Below are 25,448 nucleotides of genomic sequence, written 5' to 3' on the forward strand. Positions count from 1 at the left end.
AATGATGGGAGGACATCACGCCGCGTCGGGAGCCGCGGCGTGGGTAGCCATTGCCTCGACCGGCCCGTATGCGCTCGGCTGGTACCCGCTGGATCCCACCGGAATCGTGATCGGCGCGATGGCGACGGCGGGGACCGCGCTGGTCTGCGACTGGGACCACCGTGCCAGCACGGTGGCGCACGCGCTGCCGCCGCTGTCCAACCTGGTGGCGCGCGGCATTGAGAACGCCAGCGGGGGCCACCGGCAGGGCACTCATTCGGTGCTGGGCGCGGCGTTCTTCGTGCTGCTGGCCACGGTCGCCGGGCAGTGGCAGGTGCAGACCCAGTGGGGGCTGCTGTCCGTCGGAGCCGGCCTGCTGTGCATGTTCATGATCAACATCGCCGCGAAGGCACTGAAACTCTTCCCGAAATTCGGCTGGATCAGCAACTGGATCGTCGGGCTGCTCATGGCCGGACTCGTGACGTGGTTCGCGCCGCACCAGTGGACCTGGCTGCCGGTTTCAATGCTTACCGGGGTGCTGGTGCACATTGTGGGGGACATGATCACCACCGGGGGAGTGCCGCTGCTCTGGCCACTGGTGATCAAGCCGCCCAAGGTCCTGCGGAAACTGCCGCTGCTGAAGAACATCTGGAGGGCCAACGGGGCGTTCTCCATCCCGCTGCTGGGCCGGGCGGGTTCGCGGCGGGAATGGTTCGTCCTGATCCCGGTAAGCGGCTACGCCATGGTGGGGATGTTTGGCGCCGGGCTGGCGGTGGCCAAAGCGCACTTCCCCGCGGCCCTGGCGCTCGGCACGCGGCTGGTCAAGGGCCTGTTCGCACTGGTGCCCGGCTAGGACTGCCACCGGTTAAATGACTGAAGCTCCGGATGAACCGGAGCTTCAGTCATTTAAGGGTCAGGAGAGGCCTAGTTTTCGCCGGCCGAATCCGAGCGGCCCAGCAGGGTCTGCGGGATCCAGAACGCGGCCGCGAAGAGAATCAGGCAGACGGCCATCGGCCAGGTGTTTTCCAGCGTCAGGAAGGACAGCGAGTAGATCGCACCGAGGAACAGGACCATCATCGGCACGAACAGGGCGATGCTGGATCCGAGGCTGTTCTCGACGCGCCGGGACGGGGTGGTGTTGCTGGACATTCGTTCCTCCTCGGCCCCGGGGGGCTCAAAACTGTGGGCGGTGCCGGCACGGTCAGTACGCGGACGAACCCTGTTCACCCTTGACGATCGCGATACCGGAGCTGGCGCCAATACGTGTTGCACCTGCAGCAATCATAGCCTGAGCATCGGCCAGGGAACGCACGCCGCCGGAGGCCTTGACACCCAGGTCCGGGCCGACGGTGCGGCGCATGAGAGCGACGTCCTCGGCAGTGGCCCCGCCGCCGTTGAAGCCCGTGGAGGTCTTCACGAAGTCCGCCCCGGCTTCCACTGCGGCCTCGCAGGCGAGCACCTTCTGGTCATCGCCCAGCAGCGCCGTTTCGATGATGACCTTCAGGATGGCTCCGCCCTCGTGCACGGCGGCCGCGACGGCGGCGATGTCGTCCACCAGCGCGCCCTTGTCATTGGCACGGGCCGCGGCGATGTTGATGACCATGTCCACTTCTTCGGCACCGTCCAGGACCGCGCCGCGGGCCTCGAAGGCCTTGACGTCGCTCGGCGTGGCGCCCAGCGGGAATCCCACCACGGAGCACGTCAGGACGCCGGATCCCTTGAGCGCTTTCTTGACGGTCTTGACCCAGACCGGGTTCACGCAGACCGACTTGAAGTGGTACTCCGCCGCCTCGGCGCAGACCTTGAGGATCTCCGCCTCGCTGGCCTCCGGCTTGAGCAGGGTGTGGTCGATGTAGGAGGCGATGTTGGGCGTCCCCCCGGTGGCGGCTTCTTGGCTCATGGTGGTCCCTTTCGTGGCGGGCCTGGGACGCGGCGGTCCCTTCCCGGGCCTTGTGGGCCTGCGGGCCCTGGCGGCGCCGCGTGGTGCGCGGCTTATCAGGGAACCATCTTGCCATAGGAATGTGCCCGGCGGATGCCCCCGGCCGGGCCTCCCCGGCACGTCAGGCGGCGGCCGCCAGGGCCCGGCCCATGGTGGCCTGAAGCAACTGGGAAGCGCACACCGACGCCGCGGAACCGGAGGCCACGAGCAGCCCCAGCCGGACGCCGTCGTAGGCTGCCGCGTCACCGATCGCCCAGATGCCCGGCACGGAGGTGCGGAAGTCCTGGCCGATGACGATCCCGCCGCCGGCAGCGGTCGCGAGCCCGGCCGTGGCGGCCAGCTCGTCGCGGGCGATGCGCTCCTCGGCGAGGATCACGAGGTCACCGTTCATGCTGGAGCCGTCCTCGAAAACGATGCCCGACGCCGGCAGGGCGGACCCGGCGGCGGTGGGAACGACGGCGGCGGGACGGACGGTGGTGCGGACCGGGCGGACGCCGCGGGACCGGAGCACGGCCTCGGCCTGGCCGGCGGCCGAACCCGTGCCGACCAGGATGCCGAGGGGGCGGCGGCCCAGGACCCGGGTGACGTCCTTGACGGCCTCGCCCAGCCCGGCGGCGTCGTCGATCGTGGAATAGCTCAGGCAGCGGGCGGCACCTTCCACCGGAGCCTCGGCGGGAGCGGAACCGGTGGCGATGACGAGCTCGTCGTAGTCGAACTCCATGCCGTCGGCGGTGGTCACGCGGCGGTTTTCCGCGTCGATGTAGCTTGCCGGCTGGCCGAAGCGGACAGATACCTGGGGCAGGACGGCGAGCTCCAGCAATTCCTCGGGTGCGTCGTCCCGGTTGCTGAGGACCGTGATGGCGCCGGCGAACGGGGTCCGGGTGAGCTGCCGGACGAGCGCCTGGGCGGCCCGGCCGGCGCCGGCGATGACGATCCTGGGCCGGGCGGCCGTGGTGGCGGCGGCAGCCGAAGCGCCTGTCAGGGAGGAAGTGGAGATGGGAGACATTGCCGGAGCGGACATGTGCTGGCCCTTTCGCTGGGTGGCCATCGTGTGGCCGGTGTGCTTGATGAACCCCAGCGTAGGCGTCCGATTTTTCCGGGGTGTTTCCCGGGTGTTGCCGCTTCTGCCCTGCCCGTTCGCCAGTATTTACCGGCCGGTAATGCCGTGGGTCACACCCCGCGAAGGCCGGCAGCAAAGCAACGCGGGGTCACTTAGCGCCTATAGATAGCGGTGGGATGGGCGCTATGTGACCCCGCGTTGGGTTAGACCCGGATCCGGTAGCCGCGTTTCACCACGGTTTCCACCAGCCGGGTGTCCGGCAGCGCGGACCGCAGCCGGCTGACGGTCATGTCCAGGGCATGCACGGAACCGCGCAGCTCCAGCAGGTCCGAGAGCGCCTCGCGGGAGAGCACAGCCCCGCCGGCGCCGATGAGCGCGCGCAGCAGCAACAGCGGTGCGGGCGCCATCTCGACCGGCTCGCCGTTGATGCGCAGCGACCGGCCGCGCAGCTCCACCCTGCCGGAAACGGTGTCGAGCCGGCGGACGTGGTTCAGCGCCAGGTGCTCGCAGACCAGCCGGATCAGGGCGCCCATCCGGAACCGTTCCGGGATCAGCGGATGCAGCCCGGCATCGAGCAGCGGCTGCGCGGTGATGGGCCCGACGACGGCGGTCGCCACGGTGGTCTTCAGGCTCTCTACGAGCTGTTTGTAGACGCCCATCTCGTGCGCCGTGCTCCACATCGCGTCCACGGCGGGCGCGCTGGTGAACGTCAGGACATCCAGGTTGCCGCTGCACGCCGCTTCGATCAGCTTGGGCAGCCGGTCGGCGCCGTCGGGCTTGACCCAGCGGTACGGGGTGACCGTCAGGACGGTGGCGCCGGACATGCGCAGGCGCTCGAGCTGGCGGACATCGGTGTAGCCGTGCAGCTGCACCGCGACTGTCTTGCCGCGCACACCCTCGGCCAGGAGCATGTCCACGAGCGTGGACGTGGTTTCGTCGCTGCTGATTCCGACGTCGGCGAGCCCGGCGGCGCGCACGGCGCCGCGGGCTTTGGGCCCGCGGACGAACATCCGGGTGGCGGAGAGGGTCTCCAGCAGCTGGTCGCCAATGCCAAACGTGTCCGCGGCCTCGCACCAGCGGCGCATGCCGTAGGCGGTGGTCGCGATGCAAAGATCGGGCCGGGCGGCGATGATCGCCCGGGTGTCCTCGATCAGGCTCTGGTCCTCCCGGACCGGGGCGATCTTCAGGGCCGGGGCGTGAAGCACCTCGGCACCGCGGCGTTCCAGGGCCTCGATGAGGTCCTGCGAACGGCGGTGCGAGGTGACGCCGATCCGGAAGCCGTCCAGGGGAAGGTCCCGGTCGGTCGCGTACTCGGCGGGTTCGGGCGCGGGGGCGCCGGCGGTCAGTGCGGAGGCGAGGGCGGGGTTCAAGGGGGACAGTGGTGCGCCGGGCTCCGGGAGGGCTGCGGCGACGGCGTTCAGTGCGCTCATGGGAATCCTTACGCCTCCATCAGTGATGCGGCCAGACGGTCGAGCTCTGCCGTGGCATCGGCACAGCCCCGGTTGGCTTCGGCCACCCGGACAACGTCCCCGATCACCAGGACGGCGGGGTTGCTGCAGCCCGCGGCTGCGGAGGTGATGGTGCCCAGCTCGGCGATCGTGGTGCGCTGGCCGGGGCGGTAGCCACGTTCGACGACCGCCATCGGCATGTCGGCCCGCATTCCGGCCCGGCGGAGTCCGGCCGCGAGGTGGTGCAGGGTGCCGATGCCCATCAGGACCACAATGGTTCCGCCGAGCCCGGCGAGGTGCGTCAGTTCGTTCTCGGTCAGCGGGGCATGGCCGGAGACCACGGTGAACATGTGGCTGACTTCGCGGTGCGTGACCGGGATGCCGGCGGCGGCCGGAACCGAGATGGCGCTGGTGACTCCGGAGATGACGCGGACCGGAACCCCGGCCGCGACGCAGGACGCGACTTCCTCGCCGCCGCGGCCGAACACATAGGGGTCCCCGCCCTTGAGGCGGACCACATTGTTGCCGGCCAGCGCGCTTTCCACCATGAGCTTTTCGATGTCTGCCTGGCTGACCTTGTGGTGGCCGGGCTTCTTGCCCACATCCACTAGCTCTGCCGAGGTCAGGGACGGCAGGTCCTGGTACGGGGCGAGCCGGTCGTAGAAGACGACGTCGGCGTCGCGCAGCGCGGCGACGGCGGCGACGGTGAGCAGCTCGGTGGTCCCGGGTCCGCCGCCGACCAGCGTGACGTGGCCCGCCGGGCCGGCCGGGGGCTCGGCCGCCACCGGAATGCCGGTGGCACGGCACCGGCCGAGGAGGGCCTCCCAGCCCGGCTGGCCGTCGTCGACCGCCGCGACCAGGAACGGGCGCTCGGGCAGCGGGCCGTCCATGCCGGCGCCCTGCGGGGTGCTGAGGCGGAACACGACGGCGCCGGCCGCCTCATAGCGCCGCGAGGCCTGACGGGCGGCGTGGTCCGCGCCCGTGACCAGGACTTCGCGTCCGGTGAGGTCAATGGTGAGCTGCATGGCTATACCTCGTTCTCGTCAGGCAGTCCCGGGGTGGTAGCTCGGACCGGAATGGAAGCCCCGATCAGGACCGGCTGCTGCCCGGCCCGCGCCTTCTCCTCCGCTGTCGCGGGGCGCATCTGGCCGCGCTCGTCGGAGACGAAGGTGATCGAATCGTCTTTCTGGTCCGGGGCGTTGACGAAGGAGCGGAAGCGGCGGAGGCGTTCGGGATCCTTCAGGGTGTCGGCCCATTCGTCGACGTAGGTGTCAACGTGCTTGGCCATGGCGGCTTCGAGGTCCTCGGCGATGCCCAGGGTGTCGTGGACCACCACGTCCTCGACGTGCTTGATGCCGCCGTCGAGCTCTTCCTGCCAGCGCGCGGTGCGCTGCAGCCGGTCGGCCGTGCGGATGTAGTACATGAAGTAGCGGTCGATGTACTTGATCAGGGTTTCGTCGTCGAGGTCCTTGGCCAGCAGCTGGGCGTGCGCCGGAGTGGCGCCGCCGTTGCCGCCGACGTACAGGTTCCAGCCGTCGGCGGTGGCGATGACGCCGACGTCCTTGCCCCGGGCCTCCGCACATTCGCGGGCGCAGCCGGAGACGCCCATCTTCAGCTTGTGCGGGCTGCGGAGGCCGCGGTAGCGCAGCTCGAGCGCGATGGCCATGGCCACCGAATCCTGGACCCCGAAGCGGCACCAGGTGGAGCCGACGCAGGACTTCACCGTGCGCAGGCTCTTGCCGTAGGCCTGGCCGGATTCGAAGCCGGCATCGACCAGGACCTTCCAGATTTCGGGCAGCTGCTCCAGCCGGGCGCCGAACATGTCGATCCGCTGCCCGCCGGTGATCTTGGTGTAGAGGCCGTACTGCTCGGCGACCGTGGCGATCACGCCGAGTTTCTTCGGGGTGATCTCGCCGCCGGCGATCCGCGGGACCACCGAGTAGGTGCCGTCCTTTTGCATGTTGGCCAGGGCGCGGTCGTTGGTGTCCTGCAGGGTGCCGCGGCCGGCGTCCAGGACGTAGGCGCTGTTCTGGCTGGCGAGGATGTTGGCGATGGTCGGCTTGCAGATATCGCAGCCGGCGCCGCTGCCGTACTTGGCCATGATCTCCTCGAAGGAGGTCAGCTCCAGGACCCGGATGGCGTCGAAGAGTTCCTGGCGGGAGAGCTCGATGTGTTCGCACAGGGCCTTGGAGACTTCGACGCCGGACTTGGTCAGTTCGGTTTCGAGCAGCTTCTTGAGCATCGGCACGCAGGAACCGCAGCTGGTGCCGGCGCGGGTGCAGCCCTTGAGCTCGCCGAGTTCCCGGACCGGCGCGTTGCCGTCGCAGCTCCCGCAGCCGTTGACGGTGTCACGGATGGTTCCGGCCGAGACGTTGTTGCAGGAACACAGGATCGCGTCATCCGGCAGTTGGATCTCCAAGACTCCGTCCCCGGCGTCACCGCCGCCGGCCGCGGTGAGGTAGGCGCCGGGTTCGGCGGCCAGTTCGCGGCCCAGCATGGGGCGCAGGGAGGTGTAGGGCGAGGCGTCGCCGACGAAGATGCCGCCGAGCAGGGTCTTGGCATCGTCGGTGGTGACGATCTTCTGGTAGACGCCGCGGGCGGGGTCGGCGTAGACGATCTCGAGCGCGTGTTCCGTGCGGGCGAAGGCGTCACCGAAGCTGGCGACGTCGACGCCGGAGAGCTTGAGCTTGGTGGCGGTGTCGAAGCCGGGGAAGGTCGCGTCGCCGCCGTGCAGCCGGTCCGCGACGATTTCGGCCATCGTGTTGGCCGGGGCCACGAGTCCCAGGCACATGCCGCCGAAGTTGGCGACCTCGCCGATCGCCCAGATGCCGGGAACCTCCGTGGAACAGTCGTCGGAGATGACGACGCCGCCGCGCTGGCCGAGCTGGAACTGCTGCGGTCCCTTTTGCCCATCCGGGCCATCCGCCGCCCGGAACAGTTCGTCGCGGGGCCGCACGCCGATCGCGACGATCACGATGTCGGCGTCGATGATCCGGCCGTCGGCCATGAGGACGCCGGTGACCTGGCCGTCGTCGTCAGAGATGACCTCGGAGGGGAACACCCCGCCGTGGACGGTGAAGCCCTTGGCCTCGATCAGCCGGCCGAGCGCCTGGCCGGCACCCTCGTCCAGCTGGGTGTTCATGAGCCACGGCGAGCCGTTGATGACGATCGGGGTGGCGCCGAGCTGTTCGGTGCCGGCGGCTGATTCCAGGCCCAGCAGACCGCCGCCGATCGTGACCGCGTTGACCTTCCGGCCCAGCTTCGCGGTGAGGTCCGCGATGGCCTTGTTGATGGACCAGACGTCCTCAAGGGTGCGGTACACATGGGTGAGTTCGGCGCCCGGGATGGGCAGGCGGGCAGCGTCCGAGCCCGTCGCTACCACCAGCTCGTCATACGTATAGACGGTTCCCGCCGCGGTCCGGACGGTCTTGCCGGCGGCGTCGATGCTGGTGACGCGCTCGCCGGTCTTGAGGTTCAGGGCCGTGTGGTCCCACATGGAAGCGCTGCCCAGGGTGAGGTCGACGTCGCTGTCGGTGAGTGCCTTGCTCAGCGCGACGCGGTCATAGGGGAGGTGGGCTTCCTCGGTGAGGACGGTAACGTGCCAGCCATCGAGTCCGCGGGCGTGCATGGCATCGGCGAACCGGTGCGCTGCGGGGCCGCCGCCGGCCACCACAATACGGCGCGGGGCGGCGCTGGTTGCGCCCTGGATCGGGTGGCTTGAGGGGTGTCCGGTCACGGTGGGCCTTTCGCATGGGCCGCAGACGGTGCTCTGCAGCTTGTCGTCCCAGACTAGGCAACCGGAATTTCGCTTCAGTTTCCCTTATGTTTCGTGATCTTAACTTCTGCATCACGAATGCATTTCCCGCCGTGTGAGCTCTCTTTTACGCGCCGGACACATCCGGCGCGTCCGGATGAAACACCGCGCGCCTAGCTTGAATATGTGGCCGCAGCAGCGGTTGAGCCCGTAAGGGATGTATCAGAGAGGGGCCGGGATGACCGCCGTACTTGAAACCGCCGTACACGACGTTGAGGACCAAATTACTGAAGCCGCAGCCGGCTGGCACCGGGTGTGCGCCGTGGCGGACCTGGAACCCGCCTGGGGCGAGGCGGCACTGATTGCGGGCCGCCAGGTGGCCGTGTTCCGCACCCTGTCCGGTGAGGTTTTCGCCGTCGCGCAGGAGGACCCGGCCACCGGGGCGAACGTCATGGCACGCGGCATCACCGGATCCCGCGGGGACCGGCCCACGGTGGCATCTCCGTTGCACAAGGAGGTCTACGACCTCGGCACCGGAGAATGCCTCGGCAGCCCGGAACTCCGCCTCGCCACCTTCGGTACCCGGATTGTGGGCGGGTACATTGAGGTGCGGCTCTAGAGGCCCAGTGCCTCGCGGACGTCCGCAAGGACGCCGTCCAGGGCCGTGCGGGCCTCGTCCCGGGCTGCCGGAAGCTCGGCGGCCGAGCCGACACTGCGGATGACTTCCAGGTAGCACTTGAGCTTCGGTTCCGTGCCGCTGGGACGGATGATCACGCGGCTGAGGTCCCGGGTCAGGTACAGCAGGCCCTCGGTGGGCGGGAGGAGTTCGCTGCCCTCGGCAAGGTCCGTGACGGCCTCGACGCCGGAGCCGCCAAACGATTCCGGCGGGCTCACGCGCAGCCGGTTCATCATCGCGTCCAGCAGGCCGAGGTCCGCCACCCGGATGCTGAGCTGGTCGCTCGCGTGCAGCCCGTGCACCAGGTAGAGCTCGTCCAGGGTGTCAAAGATCGTCTTGCCCTCAGCCTTTGCGGCCGCCGCGAGTTCGGCAATGAGGACCGCAGCCGAAATGCCGTCCTTGTCGCGCACCAGCGACGGAGCAACGCAATAGCCCAGCGCCTCCTCGTAGCCGTAGACCAGCCCCGGCACCCGGGCAATCCACTTGAAACCGGTCAGGGTTTCCTCGTGCGCGTAGCCTGCCGCGGCCGCGATCCGCGCCAGCAGCCGGGAGGACACGATCGAGTTGGCGAACACGCCGGCCGGTGCTTCGCCACTGGCGGCCTGCCGCGCCACGACGTGGGCACCGAGCAATGCGCCTACCTCGTCGCCGCGCAGCATGCGCCACGCGCCGGTATCAGGATCCTTCGCCGCCACCGCTGCCCGGTCGGCGTCGGGATCGTTGGCGATCACGATGTCGGCGTCCTCGCGCGTCGCCGCCTCGAGGGCGAGATCCAGCGCCCCGGGCTCCTCCGGGTTCGGGAAGTTCACCGTGGGGAAGTCCGGATCCGGCTGCGCCTGTTCGGTGACGAGCGTGACGTCGTCGAATCCGGCGGCGTTCAGCACCGCCACGGCCGTTTCCCCGCCCACCCCGTGCATGGGGGTCAGGACGATCTTCAGCCCGCGGGCCGGGAAGTGCTCAGGAACCGCCAGAGCCGCGACGGCGCGCTGGTAGTCGCCCGCAATCGAGGGCTCCAGCACAGTCCACCCGTCCGCGGCCAGGACGATCGAGTCCAGGGCGCCGACGGCGTCGATCTTCGCCGCTATCAGGGCATCGTAGGGTGCCACGATCTGGGCGCCGCGGCCGCTTTCCTCCACCGCGTGACGGCCGAGGTACACCTTGTAGCCGTTGTCCTGCGGCGGGTTGTGGCTGGCGGTAACCATGACGCCGCCGTCGCAGTCCAGCGCCCGCACCGCGTAGGCGAGCAGCGGGGTGGGCAGCGCGGCCGGCATCAGGAAGGTCTCAACCCCCGCCGCGGTGAGGATCGCCGCTGTTTCCTCGGCGAAAATGTCGGAGTTGTAACGGGCGTCATAGCCGACGACGGCGCGCGGCCGGGTGCCGGGGGAGGCCTGCCCGACCGCGTTGGTGAGGAAGGCGGTGAAGCCGGCGGCGGCGCGGCGGACCACCACGCGGTTCATCCGGTTCGGACCCGGGCCGAGGGCTGCCCGCAGTCCAGCGGTGCCGAACTGCAGGGTGCCGCTGAAGCTGTCGGCCAGTTCCTGGCGGGCCGCGGCGACGCCCCCGTCGGCGCGGCGGACGAGTTCGGAGAGTGCGGCGGCGGTGGCGGGGTCCGGGTCCTGGCTTGCCCAATCGCGGGCATCGCTCAGGAGGCGGGCGAGTTCGGCATCAGAAGACGTCATGGAACCAAACTATCGCCAATCGTGGGCGATTCCTGCCCAGACAATCGGGAGTTCGGGTTTCAGTTCCATCTCGAGGCCTTTCGCCGGACCTTGACACTCAAATTTCCGGACACGTAACGTCTGGAATATGAAGATGGGCCGTGGTGTCGAATGGGCCGTGCACAGTTGCGTCAACATGGCATGGACACCGCCCGGTGAGCCGGTGAACAGTGCCCGGCTGGCAGAGTTCTACAAACTCCCGGCGGCCTATCTCAACAAGCAGTTTCAGTCGCTGGTCCGCGCCGGCGTCCTGGACTCGGTGTCGGGTCCCCGCGGCGGCTTTCTCTTGGCGCGCCGGCCCGAAAATATCACCGTGCTGGACATCGTGCTGGCGCTGGAGGGCCAGGACCCGGCGTTCCGGTGCGAGGCGATCCTCGGAAATGTTCCGGAACCGGACCGGCAGGAGAACTTCGCGCGGACGTGCCTGATTTCCCAGACTATGCGCCAGGCCGAACTCGCCTGGCGGCAGGCGCTGGCCCGCCAGAGCATCGCCGGGATCGCGGACTCGATGGAGCGGCGGTTCCCGGCGGATAAAGCAAAGGTCCTGGACTACCTGGCCGCGGAATAGCCGCAGCCGGGTGGCCCAGGACCTGTCGCGGGGCCTAGCCAGAACCAGGATCAGAGCTTGGCGATGATGTCTGCCAGCAGCTTGGAAATCCGCGGGCCGGCGGCCTCGCCGGCCTCGAGGACTTCCCCGTGGCTGAGCGGCACGGGGCTGATCCCGGCGGCGAGGTTGGTCACCAGCGAGATGCCGAAGACCTCCATGCCGGCGTGACGGCCGGCGATCGCCTCAAGCGCCGTGGACATGCCCACCAGGTCGGCGCCGATCCGCTTGGCGTACTGCACCTCGGCGGGCGTCTCATAGTGCGGGCCGGTGAACTGGGCGTAGACGCCCTCGTCCAGCGACGGGTCCACCTCGCGGGCCAGCCCGCGGATCCGGGAGGAGTACAGGTCCGTCAGGTCCACGAACGTTGCCCCTTCCAACGGAGAGGTGGCGGTGAGGTTGATGTGGTCGCTGATGAGCACCGGCGTGCCGGGCGTCCAGTTCTCGTTGAGCCCGCCGCAGCCGTTGGTCAGCACGAGGGTCTTGCAGCCGGCCGCGGCGGCGGTGCGCACCCCGTGCACCACGGCTCGGACGCCCTTGCCCTCGTAGTAGTGCGTGCGTGCGCCCAGTACCAGGGCGCGCTTGCCCTCTTTGGTCAGGACCGAGCGGATGGTGCCCACGTGCCCCACCACGGACGGTGCGGAGAAGCCGGGGATTTCGGCGGCGGACAAGGTGGCGGTCGTCTCGCCGATGAGCTCGGCGGCGTCGCCCCAGCCCGAGCCGAGGACCAGCGCGACGTCATGGGATTCGACGCCCGTCTCTGCAGCGATGTAGTCGGCGGCGGCGCGGGCGGCGTCGAAAGGGTCCGTGTTCAGGAATTCTGTTGTACTCACCGGTACAAGTTATCGCGGCCGGGGCCCGCTGCCCAGCATGCACGGCCGGACCCGCGCGCGGCCCGGATTCTTGGTGGCTCCGGTTCAGATGGTGGACAATGGTTGATTGTGACTACGCATCCTGACTTCAGCTCACCCCGCATCGCAATTCTCGGCGGAGGGCCTGGCGGCTACGAGGCCGCCATGGTCGCCGCCTCGCTGGGGGCGCAGGTCACCATCATCGAGCGTGCGGGCCTCGGCGGCTCGGCGGTGCTGACCGACGTCGTTCCGTCCAAAACCCTGATCGCGACGGCAGATCTGATGACCCGCGTCGGCGAGGCCGGCGAGCTCGGGGTTAAATTCGACCTCGACGGCGGCGACTGCACCCCCACGATGCGCGCGGACCTCAAGCACATCAACGACCGCCTGCTGCGGCTGGCGCGGAAGCAGTCGGAGGACATCCAAGTCGGGCTGGAACACCAGAACGTCCGCATCCTGATCGGTTCCGGCAGGCTGCTGGACAACCACACCATCGAGGTCCTCACCGCCAACGGCACCGAGACGGTGGAAGCAGACACCATCCTGCTGGCGGTCGGCGCCCACCCGCGCGAGCTGCCCACGGCCCGCCCGGACGGTGAGCGCATCCTCAACTGGGCCCAGATCTACAACATGGACGTGCTCCCCGAAGAGCTGATCGTGGTGGGTTCCGGCGTCACGGGCGCGGAATTCGCCTCGGCCTACAACGGCCTGGGTTCCAAGGTCACCCTGATTTCCAGCCGCGACCGCGTGCTGCCGGGCTCGGACACCGACGCCGCCGAGGTCCTCGAGGGCGTCTTCGAACGCCGCGGGCTTAAGGTCCTCTCCCGCGCCCGCGCCGAGACCGTCGAGCGCACGGACGACGGCGTCGTGGTCACCCTCGGCGACGGTTCGAAGGTGACCGGCAGCCACTGCCTGGTCTGCGTCGGCTCCATCCCCAACACGGCCGGCATCGGCCTGGAGGAAGCCGGCGTCGCGCTGACCGAGAGCGGCCACATCAAGGTCGACGGCGTCTCGCGCACCACTGCGCCGAACATCTACGCCGCGGGCGACTGCACCGGCGTGCTGGCGCTCGCCTCCGTCGCCGCGATGCAGGGCCGGATCGCGATCGCGCACTTCCTGGGCGACAGTGTCATGCCCCTTAAGCTGCACCAGGTCGCGTCCAACATCTTCACCTCGCCCGAGATTGCGAACGTGGGCGTCTCCGAGGCCGAGATTGATTCGGGCAAGTACCAGGCCGACGTCATCAAGCTGTCGCTGCGCAGCAACGCGCGCGCCAAGATGCGCAACCACCGCGACGGTTTCATCAAGATCTTCGCCCGCAAGGGCTCCGGCACCGTGATCGGCGGGGTGGTGGTGGGCCCGAACGCCTCCGAGCTCATCTTCGCGATCTCGATCGCCGTGACCCAGAAGCTGCACGTCGACGACATCGCCAGCACTTTCACCGTGTACCCGTCCCTTAGCGGCTCCATCTCCGAAGCAGCCCGGCGGCTCCACGTCCACATGTAGATTGCGCACGTAGAGTTACAGAGCGGGCCCGCCGCAATCCGGAGGCTGATGCCATGCAGAGTCCCCAGGCGCTGGTTGAAGCCGCCGAGCGGGCCGCCGCGCGCTCTACTGCGCACGGCGCCGCGGGGGACGTCGCGGGGGAAGAAGAATCCTTCACCGGGTTCGGCGTCACCGGGGTTCCGTTCAGTTCAGGCTACGTACTGGCGTTGCGGCGCTTCGCCGGGTCATCGATCGGGCCGGGGTACACCTCGGTCTGGATCCGCGACCCCGCCGGAGCATGGTCAATGCATGGCACCGTGGCCCCAGGACTCTCGTGCCCCCGGTACTTCGGCGCCGCCCTCGATTCGGCGTCAACCTCCCGCATTTCCCTCACGTGGAGTGGCAGCCACGCTTTCACGGTCGACGTCGACGGCGGCGCTGCGCTGCACTGGCAGCTCACGCTGCGCTCCACGACGATCACCAGATTCATGACGGTGGTGTCCGGTGCCGTTCCGGACCGGCTGTGGCGCAGCCGGGCGTTCCTGCGCGCCATGGGTGCCGTTGCCGGACCGCTCCTCGGGGCGGGCCACCTGGGCCTGACTGGCCTCGCCCCCAACGGCCAACGATTTGCCGTCCACCCTCGGCGCATGTGGTTCGTCGCAGACAGCCGGGCCGTGCTCAAGGGACGCGACTTGGGAGAACCCGCTGCCTTGCCAGTCCAGGACAGGTTGGGGGACTTCTGGATACCCCGGCGAGGCATCCTGATGATGGGAACCGCGGTGTTCGAGCCGGGAGATTAAGCACGACGGTTGACCGGCGCCTGAGGTTCCGCGTCCACTGATCCGGGTCTAGCCTCCTGCGCCGCACACATGCGCGGGTGAACGCAGTGTAAATTCTCGCCGCCCGACAGGCATTCATGTCCGCCGGCGGCCCTAGGATGAATCTCGTCATTCGCACTCATTCAAGGGGACTACATGAGTTATCCGCAGCAACCGAATGCATTTCCGCCCCAGACCGGGGAGACTCCGCTTTGGGCGCCGCTCTATGGGGCTACCCTCAAGCAGGCCGTCCAGCGATTCTTCAAGAAATACGCCATCTTCTCCGGCCGGGCAAGCCGCAGTGAGTACTGGTGGTGGGCACTGGTGTCCCTCATCGTCGGGATAGTCATCAACATCATCACCAGCACCGGCACGACGACTAATGCGTCCGGAACCGCCGTGACGGGACCGGGTGCCATTGTCGGCTTGATCCTTGCTGTCATTTGGGGGCTCGGGACAATCGTTCCGTCCGTGGCCCTGCTGGCGCGGCGCCTCCACGACGTGAACCTGAGCGCCTGGCTGATCCTGCTGGTCCTGGTGCCGTTCCTCGGCGGCCTGGCGCTGTTGGTGATGACAATTCTGCCCTCCAACCCTGCCGGCCAGCGGTTCGACCAGCCCTCCGGCTACTAGTGCGCTTCCGCTGAGCGAAGAATCCCTGGCCGGGAATCCGGGCAGGGATTCTTCGCTTTCGGCAGTCGGGCGCACCGCCGTGCGGGGGCCGCGGTTTCGCGTCAACGTCGCAACACCTGACTGGGAAGGGTGCTGTTTTATGGGACGTTCGGCGCGTCGTTTGCGGAAAATGGGACCACCGGGCCTGCTTGATAAGCGGCCCGGATATGTTCAGCTCATGAAAGGCGGGCATTCGAACTTAGCGGCATGAAGGATCCTCGGGACCAGCCGGAACACAGGGAGCTGTAGCCGGCCCGGCGCTGGGGGCGGTGCACTTCGGGCTGACGGGCGGACCGGCTCCGGCCATCGTGCCCGCGGAGTCCGGCTCCGCGCCATCTGCGGCGTGGAACTCCCGCATTTACCCGGCCTAAAACGGGTACGGCGCGATGTCCGGCCGCACGGTCAGCCACTGGATTTCCGTGAAGGATTCCATGTTGGCGTGATGGCCGCCGATCCGCGAGCCGTTGCCCGAGTTCTTGACCCCGCCGAAGGGCGAGTTGGCCTCGTCGGATACGGTCTGTTCGTTGATGTGGACCTTGCCGGAGTCGAGCCGGTCGGCGATCGTCATGGCCATGCCGACGTCGCCAAGAATCCCGATGGAGAGCCCGTATTCGTTGTCGTTGGCCAGGGCCACGGCCTCGTCCACGGTGGAGAACTTCATCACCGGCGCCACGGGGCCGAAGATTTCGTCCTTCCACGCAGGGCTGGCGAGGTCGAGGTCGGCGAGCACGGTGGGCTGGTAGAAGCGGCCGTCGTGGCTGCCGCCGGCGGCCAGGCGCGCGCCGCCCTGCACCGCGTCCTGAACGATCGTGTCCACCCGGTGGAGCTGCTTCTCGTCGATTACCGGGCCCAGCGCCACTGTTCCGCTCTTTGGGTCGCCTACCGGTAGATGGCGGGCCTTTTCCGCCAGGGCGCTGACGTAGTCCTCGTAGATGTCCTCGTGCACGATATGCCGGCCGGACGCCATGCAGATCTGACCCTGGTGCATGAAGGAGCCAAACGCGGCGGCGGAGACAGCTTTGGGGAGGTCGACGCCGGGCAGCACGATCATTGCGTTGTTCCCACCGAGTTCCAGGTGGGCGCGCTTGAGCAGCCGGCCGGCCGCCTCGCCCACTTTGCGCCCTGCCGCCGTCGACCCCGTGAAGGCGATGACGCGGACCTCGGGTGCCTCTACGACGGCCGAGCCGATCTCGGCGCCGCCGGGCAGCAGGGAGAGCAGGCCGGGCGGAAGACCCGCCTCCTCGAACACCCGGACCAAGGTGACGCCACCACAGACCGCAGTGCGCGGGTCCGGTTTGAGCAGGACGGCGTTGCCAAGGGCCAGCGCCGGGGCGACTGCGCGGATGGAGAGGATCAGCGGGAAGTTGAAGGGTGCAATCACCGAAACGACGCCGACGGGCCGGCGCCGGGCGAAGGACCAGCGGCTCTCGTTTGAGGTCAGCACGTCGCCAGCCGGGAGTGAGGGCAGGGCGGAGGCGTCGTAGCATTCGTTGGCCGCGATGTGGGTTTCCAGCCCGGCTTTGGGCGGGATGCCGCCGGATTCGCGGACGATCCAGGCCTGGATTTCCGCCGAGTGTTCCTCCCAGAGTTGTCCCGCGCGGCGGAGCACGGCGGCGCGGTCTTCCGGGTTGCGGGCGGCCCAGTCCTTTTGCGCTTTCGCGGCTACCGCGGCGGCTTCGCGGACATCCTCCACGGAGGCCACGCCATAGCGGCCCAGCGTTTCTCCGGTGGCTGGTTCGACGGCGTCACCGGTCCCGCCGCGCCCGGGCCGCCAGCCGCTGAGGTAGATCTTGCCGTCCCAGAGGGCGGAGTCGAGCAGGGACATGTTGCGTCCTTTCATCGAGGGTTCTGCTTGTGTACCGGCCGGTCGAAACAGAACCGCACCGGGCCTTCGTCCATCTCATGTCGGTAGGCCGCCGCCGTCAAGAGTGCGGGCGTCAAGAGGGCCGTGCGTCGCCGCCCGCGGGACCTTCGGCCGTAGTGCGTCACAGCCGGGCGAGGTCAACTTGGCACATGGCCAAAATCTATATCCCCTACGGGACCGTCGAAGGACAAACCGCGCAGATCGTGGAGTACATCGCCGAGGTGGTCCGGGCGAACGGGCACCAGGCGGAGACGGCGGACCTCAAGCATTCCCCGGACCCTCTTCCGGGCGGCTATGACGGCGTGATCGTGGCGGCCTCGGTACACGTGGGAAAACACGAGGGGTACGTCGCAGACTTCGTGAAGAAGAACCGCGCTGAGCTCGAACGCTTGCCGTCGGCCCTGGTTTCGGTGAGCATGGCCGCACACGGAGACGAGCAGACCGCGGAGGGCTACGTGGAGAAGTTCGAGCAGGACACGGGCTGGCGGCCCGCCCACGTCGGGTTGTTCGCCGGCGCCGTGCTCTATACCCACTACGGGTTCATCAAGAAGCACGTCATGAAGAAGATCGCCAGCGACAAGGGATCCCCGGACACGGACACGTCCCGTGATTACGTGTACACCGAGTGGGACGGCGTCCGGCGCTTCACGGAGGACTTCCTGGCCCGGTTCGCCGAGCCGCCCGCCCAGCCGTAGGGCTCAGGAGTAGGCGTACGGCGGAACCGTGTCGCCGGGGGTGAAGGGTATGAACCACTGCTCGAAATCCAGACTTGCGGCGTCGTCCTCGAGAACGTCAAGGTTGTCGGAGTAGAGCGCGTCACTGTCGGCATCCTCCAACAGGACTTCCTCGACGTCGGCCCGCCAGTCCTCCGGAAGATCCAGTTCGTAGATGTCCTCGGTGATTTCCGCCTGATCGAGCAGGCAGCGGACGGCTAGTTCCGCTGCAAGGCAGCCGGGGGCGGTCCAGCCCCGGACCAGCGACGCGGTGACGTCGGCCGCGACCACGATGAACTTCTGGGTGAACTTCGCGTCGTAGCTGGCGGCGAACTGTGGCGGCAGCGAGGACAGGACGGAGGTCCCGGCGATGTCGGCCGGCGTGAGAACATCCAGCGTGCTGAGCGTTCCGAGATCGCGGAACAACTGGTCGATCAGAATGCTGGACGAGTTCCACAGGAGTCCGGCCAGCAGACGGGTCTGGCCCACGGCTTTGCGCCGGTCTTCGGAGGAGACGGAGGCCATTTCGGCCAGGTCCTCGGGATCAAACTGGAGCCGCTGCTCGGCTGTCATGTCGTCCGGGTGGGGGTCGAGCCCAAGCAGTTCCAGGCTCAACCCGGTCAGCTTCCGGGCGTCGGCCAGCAGTTCTTCGGTGATGTCGTCGTCGTCGGCGCTCATGGCCCCGATGCTACCCGCCGTTGGCCCGCGGCCCGATTTGCGTTACGCGGCCGGGTTTGGCGGCGGTGCGGCAGCCTTAGGCGGCCGCGGGGTGGATGGTTCCCGACGTCGAACCCGCCCTGGCCATCCGGACGGACAGCAGATAGGCGATCCCGCAGGCCAGGGGAACCAGGCTGGCCGCGATCAGCGATCCGACCGCACCCGACCTTCCGATGATCGTGATCAACAGCGGCAACACCCCCAAGCCCACTAACAGCCAGCCGGCCAGTGCGGTAACTTTCAGGCCGAGGATTGCGGCCGGGAACGCCAGCGCGAGAACGCTGACGGCGATGAGGGGGCCGTTGTCGTTGAGGAAGGCGCTGAGGGCAGCGGGGTCGAAGGCGAGCCACACGCACGCGGCAATGAAGGCCGAGGCGAGGGCGAGCAGCAGGGGAGCGGTTGCCGCCGGCCAGAACCAGGCCGAGACCGCGAGGATGAGCATCGGAACCACCCAGGCGAGCGTGATCAGCGTTCCGGATGATCCGCCCGGGTCCTGCATCGCGAAGCCGCCGATGAAGATTCCCCCGATGATGGTGAACGCCGCCATGACGGCCGCTCCCGTGCGCGTCAGCGCGGCCGCCCGACGTTGCGGATCCTTTTCGCGCGACATGACAACGCCCATCACGACGGCGAACACAATGATCGCGCCGAGCGCCAAAATGACCGGGACGTTCATGGGATGCCTCCTGCGGCTGAACGGAACCTACGTTCATTGCAGCCCCGCCCCTCGGCCGTGCCAAGGGGAGAAAGGCCCGCTTCGGAGCTAGTGGAGTTGCTGAGTGCCCTGAACTCCGGGCTTCCCGATTATTGTTCAACCCAGATGGCGTGGGACAGCCGAACCGTATGTGGCAACTTGGCCTGCCCCGCAGTCCGGGGTGGCCGGACGCACTATACCGAGAGGGGAATGGGATGCACCTCGTCCGCAGGGTGACCCGTGCGGTCATGAATGCGCTTCACAGCATCCGCGGCTTTAATGTTCCTCTTCGGGGGAATGGTGACCGCCTGCTCCAAAGTTACGGACGGTTAAACTCCTGCTGCCACCGTGCCTTATCCCACCTCTCCTGCAGCTTTCGGTCCATGGTCCATTTACTCTCCCATGTGTCGAAGTTGGCCTTGAAGGTGGGCACGTAGTAATTGGAGCCCTTGCGGTGGGTTCTCTTCTTGAGTCTCAGCAAGAGGCCGAGCAGGATCCACACTGCGATGAGAATTACGACCAGGAAGAATACTGTCTCCACGGGCAACCAGTCCTCGAAGGGGTTTAATGCCCCCAGTTTAATCCAAGTAGCGCCGGATAACGAAGCATGCCGCTTCCCACCGGCAGTGCCACTGCCCGTACCGTTGTCGCACGAACAGGAGTTCTGTTCGCCGGTAGGGAAAACAGGTGAGACCTTCGTCCTTCTAAGCCCCCAAGTGTCGCAAGCGTGCGTCTGACTGACAATGGCCGGACTCGGACTCGGACTTGCCCGACGTGCGGTTACAGCTGGCGGGAGGTTGGTGCACTGCGTTTCAACAAGGTCCGGGCTCCCCAATTCACGCACGACGTCAAGACCAGGACGGGGATTGCATTGGTAGAGCATGACCGCTTCGAAGTAGCGATCGATATTCCCACGCTGACTATGTCCGGGCTGCCCTGTACGTGTTCGTTCCGGTGTGGTTTGGTAGGCGGCGTACCCCAAGCGGAGGGTCCACGCCAGAGCACTCACGGTGGTCGGGCCTCTCCTCAGTTCCTTCTCATCATCCGGCCCGACATTGTGATGACCATGAGGACGACAACTCACCTGCGGGGCGATCAGGAAAAAAGACCTCTACCTCCTGGTGCGTCGAAAATGCATAATGGCGTCATGTTCCTATTCGTGCTAGTAGCCATTTTGCTGCTGGTCTTGTTTTGGCAATACATCGTGGCTGGGATCGGCCTGTGGGTGCTCGTGCTGATCATGCGCACCTTGATCAATTGGACGATCGCCGACCCCAAGCCGAACTACCGCCGGGAGCACGTTCAGACCCGGCCTGTGGCCAGGCCCGTCCAGGCTCGCCCTGTTGCCAAGTCCATCCAGACCCGGCCAGCGGCCAAGCCCAGGCCTGCCCTCGAGTTGCCACGGCCCGACTATCTGCCCAGGTGGACTGCCAGCCGCCGGCTGGATGCCGCCCGCGAGCATGCCCAGTGGCAGAAGAAATTCGACAACGCAGCGCAGTAAACCCCGCCGGCCCGGGGTCTAAAAGGGGTAGCGGGGCTGCATCGGTGTCCGGCGGAGAGCGTATTCCGGGGCGCCGGAACCATGGCCCGGTCCAGCTGTGCCTCGCGGGCACCGATGGCGGAAACCCCGCGGATATAGTTCGCCGCCACGCCCAACACGGCTGCCCGTTCACCGATACGCGGGCAACGTTTCTGAACTGGGCCTCAGGCTTGTTCGACCTTGCCGACCACACGCCCGATTAGCTGTAGGTGGTAAACGTACGACCCACACCTGGTACCGGCAACATTGTTGTTGCGCACGCGGAGTCAGTCGCCCGTCTGCGACGTTGCCGACCAGTACCACGTGTGTGAGGCGGGATAAGGACGCCGCCTCGTTCGTGGGGTGAAGTCCTCGTCCGTGGCGTCGACTATCTTTAGCTGGCCGCCCTCGTCAACCATCCTCGCAAGGTCGGCCCTGCTCAACTGCTCGGCCAGCCTCTGCCGGACTGCCTCGGTCACCTCGAAGAGGCGATCGTCCACTGTTTCGACGAGTTCGCGGAAAAGCTCCACGAGCGGAGGCGGCAGCGTCTGCGACGCGGTCATTGCCGACACATCCCGCACTCGAAGGGTTGAGGCATCGAGGACACCCACCGGAAAAGTTGTCGCCACGTTTGATTGCGAGTGCGCAATCGTGGTGTTCCTGAATGCCCCCACCAGCTGGTGAATGTCTAAGAGCTCATCGGGGATGGCGATGTGGTCGGTCAGTGGCTTGCGCACGTTCGAGTGGAAGTAGGTGCGGCAGTATGCGACGACGGCGAAGGCGATCAGATAGGCGCCCGCGTCCTCGAGCTGAGAGCCCTCCCCACGGGACTTGATCGCGAGATCGAGCGCATGGCGAGCTTCAGCAAGATCCGCCCCGTAGCTCGACAACTCGACGAACAACCGAGCATCTGCGGAGTCCGGTACCGTCACGATCTTTAAAATTGATTCCTCAGCGCTGTTCACCGGACCATCATCGCCGAGATCGACTACCGCGGCCATCGTTGCGACATGTGTCGCATTGTCGGGCGGACGCCAGACACAAGATGCTGACGGCCTTCGTCGGTGTTGGGGCGCAGCAGTGGCCGGATGATCAGGCAGCCGCCCCCTGAAAGTGGGCCTCGATGATGCCCTTGATGTCCTCGTGGCAGCCGCCGCAGCCCGTGCCGGCGCGGGTGGACGCCGATACCTCGGGCACCGTTCCGCAGCCCTCGGACACGGCCGTAGCAATCGCCGTGCCGCTGACGCCGGCGCACCGGCAGACGGTCCGGGCGGGGTCGGCGGCACCCGCGGAAGCGATCTGGTCCGGCCCGTCCAGGCGCAGCAGCAGTGACCTGTCGGCGGGCAGTTCCGCGCCGCGTTCGAAGAGCTGCACCAGCTCGGCCGAGGTTCGCGGCATGCCCACGGCCACGAGCCCTTCCAGCACGCCGGCGCGGGTGGTCATCTTGACGTAGCGGCCGTGCTCGGGATCGGCCCACTGGGCGATCTGCAGCCGGGGTCGGCCGTTCACGGCCCCTGAGTTCAAGGCTTCCTCGTCCCAGGGATCTGCGGACACGTCCCCGGCCACGGCCATGTTCATGCCGCGGGCCTTGAGCACGATCACGCCCGGCAGTTCCGCCGGCAGGGACGGCAAAGCTTCGGCCTCCGCCTCGGGCCCGGACGCCAGCAGGGTCAGATAGTCGGCGAGCCATTCGGCCTGCCGCCAGCCCGGGCCGACCAGCCCGGAGGGTCCCCTCGCAGTCCGGCACTGAACGCATTCGGGGTCCGGGCAGCGGACCTCGGCGCAGTCGCCGATCGCGAAGATGTGGGGCTCGTGGTGGGCGCGGAGCTTGTGGTCCACCAGGATCCCGGCACCGGTGGAGAGCCCGCAGCCCTCCGCCAGTTCGGTCCGCGGCCGGACACCGCAGGAGAGGACCAGGAGGTCGCCGTCGATCGCGGAGCCGTCATCCAGCAACAAGGCGGAGAAACCGCCGTCGGGCGCGTTGTGTTCGACGCCGACCGAGCGGGCGTTGCCGGCCACCCGCACGCCGCAGTTCCGCAGGGACGCCGCGAGCACGGCGCCGCCGCCGCGGTCGATGTTCCGGCCCAAGGGATGCGGGCCGTTGTGCACCACGGTCACCGTGGCGCCTTCCTCGGCCGCGGCGAGGGCCGTCTCCAGGCCCAGCACACCGCCGCCCAGGACCACCACGCGCTTGCCGCCGGCCACGGCAGAGTGCAGCACGGACGCGTCGCGGAGATCGCGCAGGGCGGTCACGCCCGGCGGCAGCACCGGCGCGGCCGGGTCCGGATTGAGCCCGGTCAGGTTGGGGATGACCGGCCGTGAACCGGTGGCGAAGACGAGCCGCTCGTAGCCGGGGGAGGTGCCGTCGCTCAACAAGACCTGCTGCCGGGCGCGGTCCACGCGGCGGACGCGGACGCCCAGCCGGACATCGACGCCGTCGGCCACCAGTGCCGCCGCGTCCGCGAGGGCGAGCGCGGCCGGCGTCGTCCGGCCGACGCCAAGATCCGCCACCAGCACTCGGTTGTACGCCGCCTCGGACTCTTCGCCGACCACGGTCAGGTGTGCGATGCCGCTGCGCACGGCCGGCAGCAGCTCGTCGATCAGCCTCGCGGCGACGGGCCCGAAGCCCACCACCACAATCCGCTCAGTCATGAGGTCTCCTCTGCTTGAAGAACGCGGGCTGGAACGCCGCTGTGCTTGCCGGCCAGGGCATCCAGGGAAGCTGCCGGGCGGATCCACACTTTGCTGGTCTTGAACTCGGGCATCCCGGAAATGGGGTCCGTGGCCGCCTCCGTGAGCCGGTTGGCGCTCTCGAGCTCCGGGAAGTGGAACGGCAGGAACACCGTCTCCGGCCGGATGTCCGTGCTCAGTTCGGCGCGGCAGCTGACCACGCCGCGTTCGTTGGAAATCGAGACGTAGTCGCCGTCGGCGATGCCCTGGGCGGCGGCCGCGGCGGGGTGGAGCTGGAGCCGCGCCTCCGGCTGTGCCTCGGCCAGGGCGGCCACCCGGCGGGTTTGCGCGCCGGATTGGTAGTGCTCCATCAGGCGGCCGGTAATAAGGGTCATCGGCGTGCCGGGACGATCGTCGCCGGCCCGGTCGGCCCGCTGGTCCTCCCGGCGGTCCGCCGCGGACGGGACGCCCGCAGAAGTAGAACGACGCCGGGGCGTCACCGGCGTGAACACTGCCCGGCCGCCCGCATGGGCGAAGGCGTCCAGGAAGAGCCGCGGCGTGCCCGCGCTCCCGGCGGGGTAGGGCCAGTAGGCGACCTCGCCGCGGTCCAGCATGGCGTAGTCGATCCCGGAGTAGTCGGCCAGGCCGCCGGAGGACGCGAGCCGGAGCTCCTCGAACACTGTTTCCGGATCCTCGCTGAAGGTGGACGGCGCGTGCAGCATTTCGGCCAGCCGGGTCATGATCCACAGCTCGCTGCGGACACCGGGCGGGGGAGTGAGGGCCCGGCGGCGGCGGAGCACGCGGCCCTCGAGGTTGGTGAGGGTTCCTTCTTCCTCGGCCCACTGGGTCACCGGCAGGACCAGGTCCGCCTCGGCGGCGGTCTCGGAGAGGAAGAAGTCGCACACCACCAGGAAGTCCAGGCTGCGCAGGCCCGCGATCACGGCATTCGCATCCGGGGCGGACACCGCCACGTTGGCGCCGTGCACGAAGAGGCACCGGACGCCGTCGGGCTGTCCCAGCGACTTGAGCAGTTCGACGGCGGGAAGGCCGGGGCCGGGAATCAGGGGTTCGGGCACGCCCCAGACCCTGGCCATGTGGGCGCGGGCGGCGGGATCGGTGATCTTCCGGTAGCCGGGGAGCTGGTCCGCCTTCTGGCCGTGTTCGCGGCCGCCCTGGCCGTTGCCCTGGCCGGTGAGCGTGCCGTAGCCGCTGCGCGCGGAGCCCGGCAGGCCCAGCAGGAGGGAGAGGTTAATGGCGGCCGTGGCGGTGTCAGTGCCGTCCACGTGCTGTTCGACGCCGCGGCCGGTGAGGATGTAGCTGCCGCCCTTGCCGGCGCCGTCGGCCAGCCGCCGGGCGGTTTCACGGATCAGCCCGGCGGGGACGCCGGTGATCGACTGGACCCGTTCGGGCCAAAAGCTTCCGACGCTGCGGACCACGGCGTCATAACCCGTGGTCCGGTCCGCGATGTATCGCGCGTCCGCGAGGCCCTCGTGGATCACCGCGTGGGAGATGCCCAGGAGCAGGGCGAGGTCGGTGCCGGGCAGCGGCTGCAGGTGCAGCCCGCCGCCGTCGGAGGTGAAGGCGGCGGTGGCGGAGCGCCGGGGGTCGACGACGATCAGGCCGCCGGCGTCGCGCGCCCCCTTGAGGTGCTGGACGAAGGGCGGCATGGTCTCGGCAACGTTGGAGCCGAGCATCAGGATGGTGCTGGCGGTGTCGAGGTCCGCGAGCGGGAACGGGAGCCCGCGGTCCAGGCCGAAGGCGCGCATGCCGGCCGCGGCGGCCGAGGACATGCAGAACCGCCCGTTGTAGTCGATCCGTGAGGTGCCCAAAGCCAGCCTGGCGAACTTGCCCAGCTGGTAGGCCTTCTCATTGGTGAGGCCGCCGCCGCCAAACACGCCGACGGCGTCAGCCCCGTGCTCGAGGCGGGCCTGCTTTACGGCGGAGACGATCCGCATGAGGGCCTCGTCCCAGCTGACCGGGTGGTGGACGCCGTCGGCGCCCTTCAGCAGGGGCTCCGTGACGCGGCCCGGGTGGTCCAGCAACGAGGCGGAGGTCCAGCCCTTGCGGCACAAGCCGCCGCGGTTGGTGGGGAAGTCCCGTCCGGCGACTGTCAGGAGCGGCGCGGACGTTGGGGTAGTGGCGGGGCCCGGTGCAGCGTCTACGGGGTCTGACCCCGGCTGGACAGCCGGGGTCAGAGCCGCTGGAGATGTGAGCGTCATGGCGCACTGCAGAGCGCAGTAAGGGCAGTGCGTGTCGGCGCTTTTGGTCAT

23 protein-coding genes are annotated in these 25,448 nt (G+C 68.3%); 8 read left to right on the forward strand and 15 right to left on the reverse strand.

What is annotated here, in order from left to right; all coding sequences use genetic code 11:
• Position 1: 1 nt before the first annotated feature.
• Complete coding sequence (locus AC1DFR_RS03365) at positions 2-832, forward strand: metal-dependent hydrolase (RefSeq protein WP_476872720.1); 831 nt, start codon at positions 2-4, stop codon at positions 830-832.
• A 71-nt stretch (positions 833-903) separates the two neighbouring features.
• Here AC1DFR_RS03365 and AC1DFR_RS03370 read toward each other — a convergent pair whose 3' ends face one another.
• From AC1DFR_RS03370 to nirB, 6 genes are all read right to left on the reverse strand, one after another.
• A complete protein-coding gene (locus tag AC1DFR_RS03370; RefSeq protein ID WP_230010712.1) occupies positions 904-1,128 on the reverse strand; it encodes a hypothetical protein in 225 nt (74 codons plus the stop codon).
• Positions 1,129-1,180: 52 nt separating this feature from the next.
• On the reverse strand, positions 1,181-1,879 hold the full coding sequence (gene deoC, locus AC1DFR_RS03375; RefSeq protein ID WP_028278361.1) for a deoxyribose-phosphate aldolase: 699 nt from the start codon (positions 1,877-1,879) through the stop codon (positions 1,181-1,183).
• A gap of 160 nt (positions 1,880-2,039) precedes the next feature.
• Entirely contained in the window at positions 2,040-2,939 is a 900-nt protein-coding gene (locus AC1DFR_RS03380; protein ID WP_476872721.1) for an FAD-dependent oxidoreductase, read from the reverse strand.
• Between the two features lie 242 nt (positions 2,940-3,181).
• Positions 3,182-4,324 carry a uroporphyrinogen-III synthase gene (locus tag AC1DFR_RS03385; RefSeq protein WP_476872824.1) on the reverse strand — a complete coding sequence of 381 codons (1,143 nt, stop codon included), beginning with the start codon at positions 4,322-4,324 and terminating at the stop codon, positions 3,182-3,184.
• A 92-nt stretch (positions 4,325-4,416) separates the two neighbouring features.
• Positions 4,417-5,451, reverse strand: a complete 1,035-nt coding sequence (cobA, locus tag AC1DFR_RS03390) for a uroporphyrinogen-III C-methyltransferase (protein WP_476872722.1) — start codon at positions 5,449-5,451, stop codon at positions 4,417-4,419.
• Positions 5,452-5,453: 2 nt separating this feature from the next.
• Positions 5,454-8,162 (reverse strand): nitrite reductase large subunit NirB, encoded by a 2,709-nt coding sequence (gene nirB / locus AC1DFR_RS03395; RefSeq protein ID WP_476872723.1) that lies wholly within the window; start codon positions 8,160-8,162, stop codon positions 5,454-5,456.
• Between the two features lie 256 nt (positions 8,163-8,418).
• Between nirB and nirD the strand changes: the two genes are divergently transcribed.
• Entirely contained in the window at positions 8,419-8,799 is a 381-nt protein-coding gene (gene nirD / locus AC1DFR_RS03400) for a nitrite reductase small subunit NirD (protein ID WP_476849033.1), read from the forward strand.
• Here the strand turns inward: nirD and AC1DFR_RS03405 are convergent.
• Positions 8,796-10,535 carry a phospho-sugar mutase gene (locus tag AC1DFR_RS03405; protein WP_476859115.1) on the reverse strand — a complete coding sequence of 580 codons (1,740 nt, stop codon included), beginning with the start codon at positions 10,533-10,535 and terminating at the stop codon, positions 8,796-8,798. The two genes, nirD and AC1DFR_RS03405, sit on opposite strands and share 4 nt — an antisense overlap.
• A 133-nt stretch (positions 10,536-10,668) precedes the next feature.
• Between AC1DFR_RS03405 and AC1DFR_RS03410 the strand changes: the two genes are divergently transcribed.
• Positions 10,669-11,142 (forward strand): RrF2 family transcriptional regulator, encoded by a 474-nt coding sequence (locus AC1DFR_RS03410; protein WP_476871293.1) that lies wholly within the window; start codon positions 10,669-10,671, stop codon positions 11,140-11,142.
• Between the two features lie 50 nt (positions 11,143-11,192).
• On the opposite strand, the gene AC1DFR_RS03415 is transcribed toward AC1DFR_RS03410, so the two are convergent.
• Positions 11,193-12,011: a purine-nucleoside phosphorylase gene (locus tag AC1DFR_RS03415; protein WP_476872724.1), complete on the reverse strand. Its 819-nt coding sequence runs from the start codon at positions 12,009-12,011 to the stop codon at positions 11,193-11,195.
• Positions 12,012-12,119: 108 nt separating this feature from the next.
• Between AC1DFR_RS03415 and AC1DFR_RS03420 the strand changes: the two genes are divergently transcribed.
• From AC1DFR_RS03420 to AC1DFR_RS03430, 3 genes are all read left to right on the forward strand, one after another.
• Positions 12,120-13,535: an NAD(P)H-quinone dehydrogenase gene (locus AC1DFR_RS03420; protein WP_028278354.1), complete on the forward strand. Its 1,416-nt coding sequence runs from the start codon at positions 12,120-12,122 to the stop codon at positions 13,533-13,535.
• A 53-nt stretch (positions 13,536-13,588) separates the two neighbouring features.
• The gene (locus tag AC1DFR_RS03425) at positions 13,589-14,314 is read left to right on the forward strand and encodes a hypothetical protein (protein WP_476859114.1); all 726 of its coding nucleotides are present in this window, start codon (positions 13,589-13,591) and stop codon (positions 14,312-14,314) included.
• A 174-nt stretch (positions 14,315-14,488) separates the two neighbouring features.
• Positions 14,489-14,962, forward strand: a complete 474-nt coding sequence (locus AC1DFR_RS03430; protein ID WP_476856537.1) for a DUF805 domain-containing protein — start codon at positions 14,489-14,491, stop codon at positions 14,960-14,962.
• A 406-nt stretch (positions 14,963-15,368) separates the two neighbouring features.
• On the opposite strand, the gene AC1DFR_RS03435 is transcribed toward AC1DFR_RS03430, so the two are convergent.
• Positions 15,369-16,826 carry a benzaldehyde dehydrogenase gene (locus tag AC1DFR_RS03435; protein ID WP_476872725.1) on the reverse strand — a complete coding sequence of 486 codons (1,458 nt, stop codon included), beginning with the start codon at positions 16,824-16,826 and terminating at the stop codon, positions 15,369-15,371.
• Between the two features lie 188 nt (positions 16,827-17,014).
• Between AC1DFR_RS03435 and AC1DFR_RS03440 the strand changes: the two genes are divergently transcribed.
• Positions 17,015-17,560: a flavodoxin domain-containing protein gene (locus tag AC1DFR_RS03440; RefSeq protein WP_223914120.1), complete on the forward strand. Its 546-nt coding sequence runs from the start codon at positions 17,015-17,017 to the stop codon at positions 17,558-17,560.
• Between the two features lie 3 nt (positions 17,561-17,563).
• Here AC1DFR_RS03440 and AC1DFR_RS03445 read toward each other — a convergent pair whose 3' ends face one another.
• The 3 genes from AC1DFR_RS03445 to AC1DFR_RS03455 all read right to left on the reverse strand — a co-directional run bounded on the left by AC1DFR_RS03445 (position 17,564) and on the right by AC1DFR_RS03455 (position 19,530).
• A complete protein-coding gene (locus AC1DFR_RS03445; protein WP_476849027.1) occupies positions 17,564-18,256 on the reverse strand; it encodes a hypothetical protein in 693 nt (230 codons plus the stop codon).
• A 76-nt stretch (positions 18,257-18,332) separates the two neighbouring features.
• Positions 18,333-18,971, reverse strand: a complete 639-nt coding sequence (locus tag AC1DFR_RS03450; RefSeq protein WP_476872726.1) for a hypothetical protein — start codon at positions 18,969-18,971, stop codon at positions 18,333-18,335.
• Positions 18,972-19,308: 337 nt separating this feature from the next.
• Positions 19,309-19,530 (reverse strand): hypothetical protein, encoded by a 222-nt coding sequence (locus AC1DFR_RS03455; protein ID WP_230009052.1) that lies wholly within the window; start codon positions 19,528-19,530, stop codon positions 19,309-19,311.
• Positions 19,531-20,136: 606 nt separating this feature from the next.
• Here AC1DFR_RS03455 and AC1DFR_RS03460 point away from each other — a divergent pair.
• Positions 20,137-20,490, forward strand: a complete 354-nt coding sequence (locus tag AC1DFR_RS03460) for a hypothetical protein (protein ID WP_476872727.1) — start codon at positions 20,137-20,139, stop codon at positions 20,488-20,490.
• A gap of 305 nt (positions 20,491-20,795) precedes the next feature.
• On the opposite strand, the gene AC1DFR_RS03465 is transcribed toward AC1DFR_RS03460, so the two are convergent.
• From AC1DFR_RS03465 to AC1DFR_RS03475, 3 genes are all read right to left on the reverse strand, one after another.
• Complete coding sequence (locus AC1DFR_RS03465) at positions 20,796-21,509, reverse strand: hypothetical protein (protein WP_476849024.1); 714 nt, start codon at positions 21,507-21,509, stop codon at positions 20,796-20,798.
• Positions 21,510-21,600: 91 nt separating this feature from the next.
• Complete coding sequence (locus AC1DFR_RS03470) at positions 21,601-23,160, reverse strand: FAD-dependent oxidoreductase (RefSeq protein WP_230007967.1); 1,560 nt, start codon at positions 23,158-23,160, stop codon at positions 21,601-21,603.
• A complete protein-coding gene (locus tag AC1DFR_RS03475; protein WP_476872728.1) occupies positions 23,157-25,448 on the reverse strand; it encodes a molybdopterin oxidoreductase family protein in 2,292 nt (763 codons plus the stop codon). The genes AC1DFR_RS03470 and AC1DFR_RS03475 overlap by 4 nt, the downstream gene beginning before the upstream one ends.

The sequence above is a fragment of the Arthrobacter sp. 05T410 genome, from assembly GCF_056396505.1.

Excerpts from the sequence above, each read along its gene's own strand:
- AC1DFR_RS03365 (WP_476872720.1), top strand. The coding sequence starts at position 2 with ATGATGGGAGGACATCACGCCGCGTCGGGAGCCGCGGCGTGGGTAGCC.
- AC1DFR_RS03370 (WP_230010712.1), bottom strand. The coding sequence starts at position 1,128 with ATGTCCAGCAACACCACCCCGTCCCGGCGCGTCGAGAACAGCCTCGGA.
- deoC (WP_028278361.1), bottom strand. The coding sequence starts at position 1,879 with ATGAGCCAAGAAGCCGCCACCGGGGGGACGCCCAACATCGCCTCCTAC.
- AC1DFR_RS03380 (WP_476872721.1), bottom strand. The coding sequence starts at position 2,939 with ATGTCCGCTCCGGCAATGTCTCCCATCTCCACTTCCTCCCTGACAGGC.
- cobA (WP_476872722.1), bottom strand. The coding sequence starts at position 5,451 with ATGCAGCTCACCATTGACCTCACCGGACGCGAAGTCCTGGTCACGGGC.
- nirD (WP_476849033.1), top strand. The coding sequence starts at position 8,419 with ATGACCGCCGTACTTGAAACCGCCGTACACGACGTTGAGGACCAAATT.
- AC1DFR_RS03405 (WP_476859115.1), bottom strand. The coding sequence starts at position 10,535 with ATGACGTCTTCTGATGCCGAACTCGCCCGCCTCCTGAGCGATGCCCGC.
- AC1DFR_RS03410 (WP_476871293.1), top strand. The coding sequence starts at position 10,669 with ATGGGCCGTGGTGTCGAATGGGCCGTGCACAGTTGCGTCAACATGGCA.
- AC1DFR_RS03425 (WP_476859114.1), top strand. The coding sequence starts at position 13,589 with ATGCAGAGTCCCCAGGCGCTGGTTGAAGCCGCCGAGCGGGCCGCCGCG.
- AC1DFR_RS03430 (WP_476856537.1), top strand. The coding sequence starts at position 14,489 with ATGAGTTATCCGCAGCAACCGAATGCATTTCCGCCCCAGACCGGGGAG.
- AC1DFR_RS03435 (WP_476872725.1), bottom strand. The coding sequence starts at position 16,826 with ATGTCCCTGCTCGACTCCGCCCTCTGGGACGGCAAGATCTACCTCAGC.
- AC1DFR_RS03440 (WP_223914120.1), top strand. The coding sequence starts at position 17,015 with ATGGCCAAAATCTATATCCCCTACGGGACCGTCGAAGGACAAACCGCG.
- AC1DFR_RS03445 (WP_476849027.1), bottom strand. The coding sequence starts at position 18,256 with ATGAGCGCCGACGACGACGACATCACCGAAGAACTGCTGGCCGACGCC.
- AC1DFR_RS03450 (WP_476872726.1), bottom strand. The coding sequence starts at position 18,971 with ATGAACGTCCCGGTCATTTTGGCGCTCGGCGCGATCATTGTGTTCGCC.
- AC1DFR_RS03460 (WP_476872727.1), top strand. The coding sequence starts at position 20,137 with ATGTTCCTATTCGTGCTAGTAGCCATTTTGCTGCTGGTCTTGTTTTGG.
- AC1DFR_RS03465 (WP_476849024.1), bottom strand. The coding sequence starts at position 21,509 with ATGGCCGCGGTAGTCGATCTCGGCGATGATGGTCCGGTGAACAGCGCT.
- AC1DFR_RS03470 (WP_230007967.1), bottom strand. The coding sequence starts at position 23,160 with ATGACTGAGCGGATTGTGGTGGTGGGCTTCGGGCCCGTCGCCGCGAGG.
- AC1DFR_RS03475 (WP_476872728.1), bottom strand. The coding sequence starts at position 25,448 with ATGACCAAAAGCGCCGACACGCACTGCCCTTACTGCGCTCTGCAGTGC.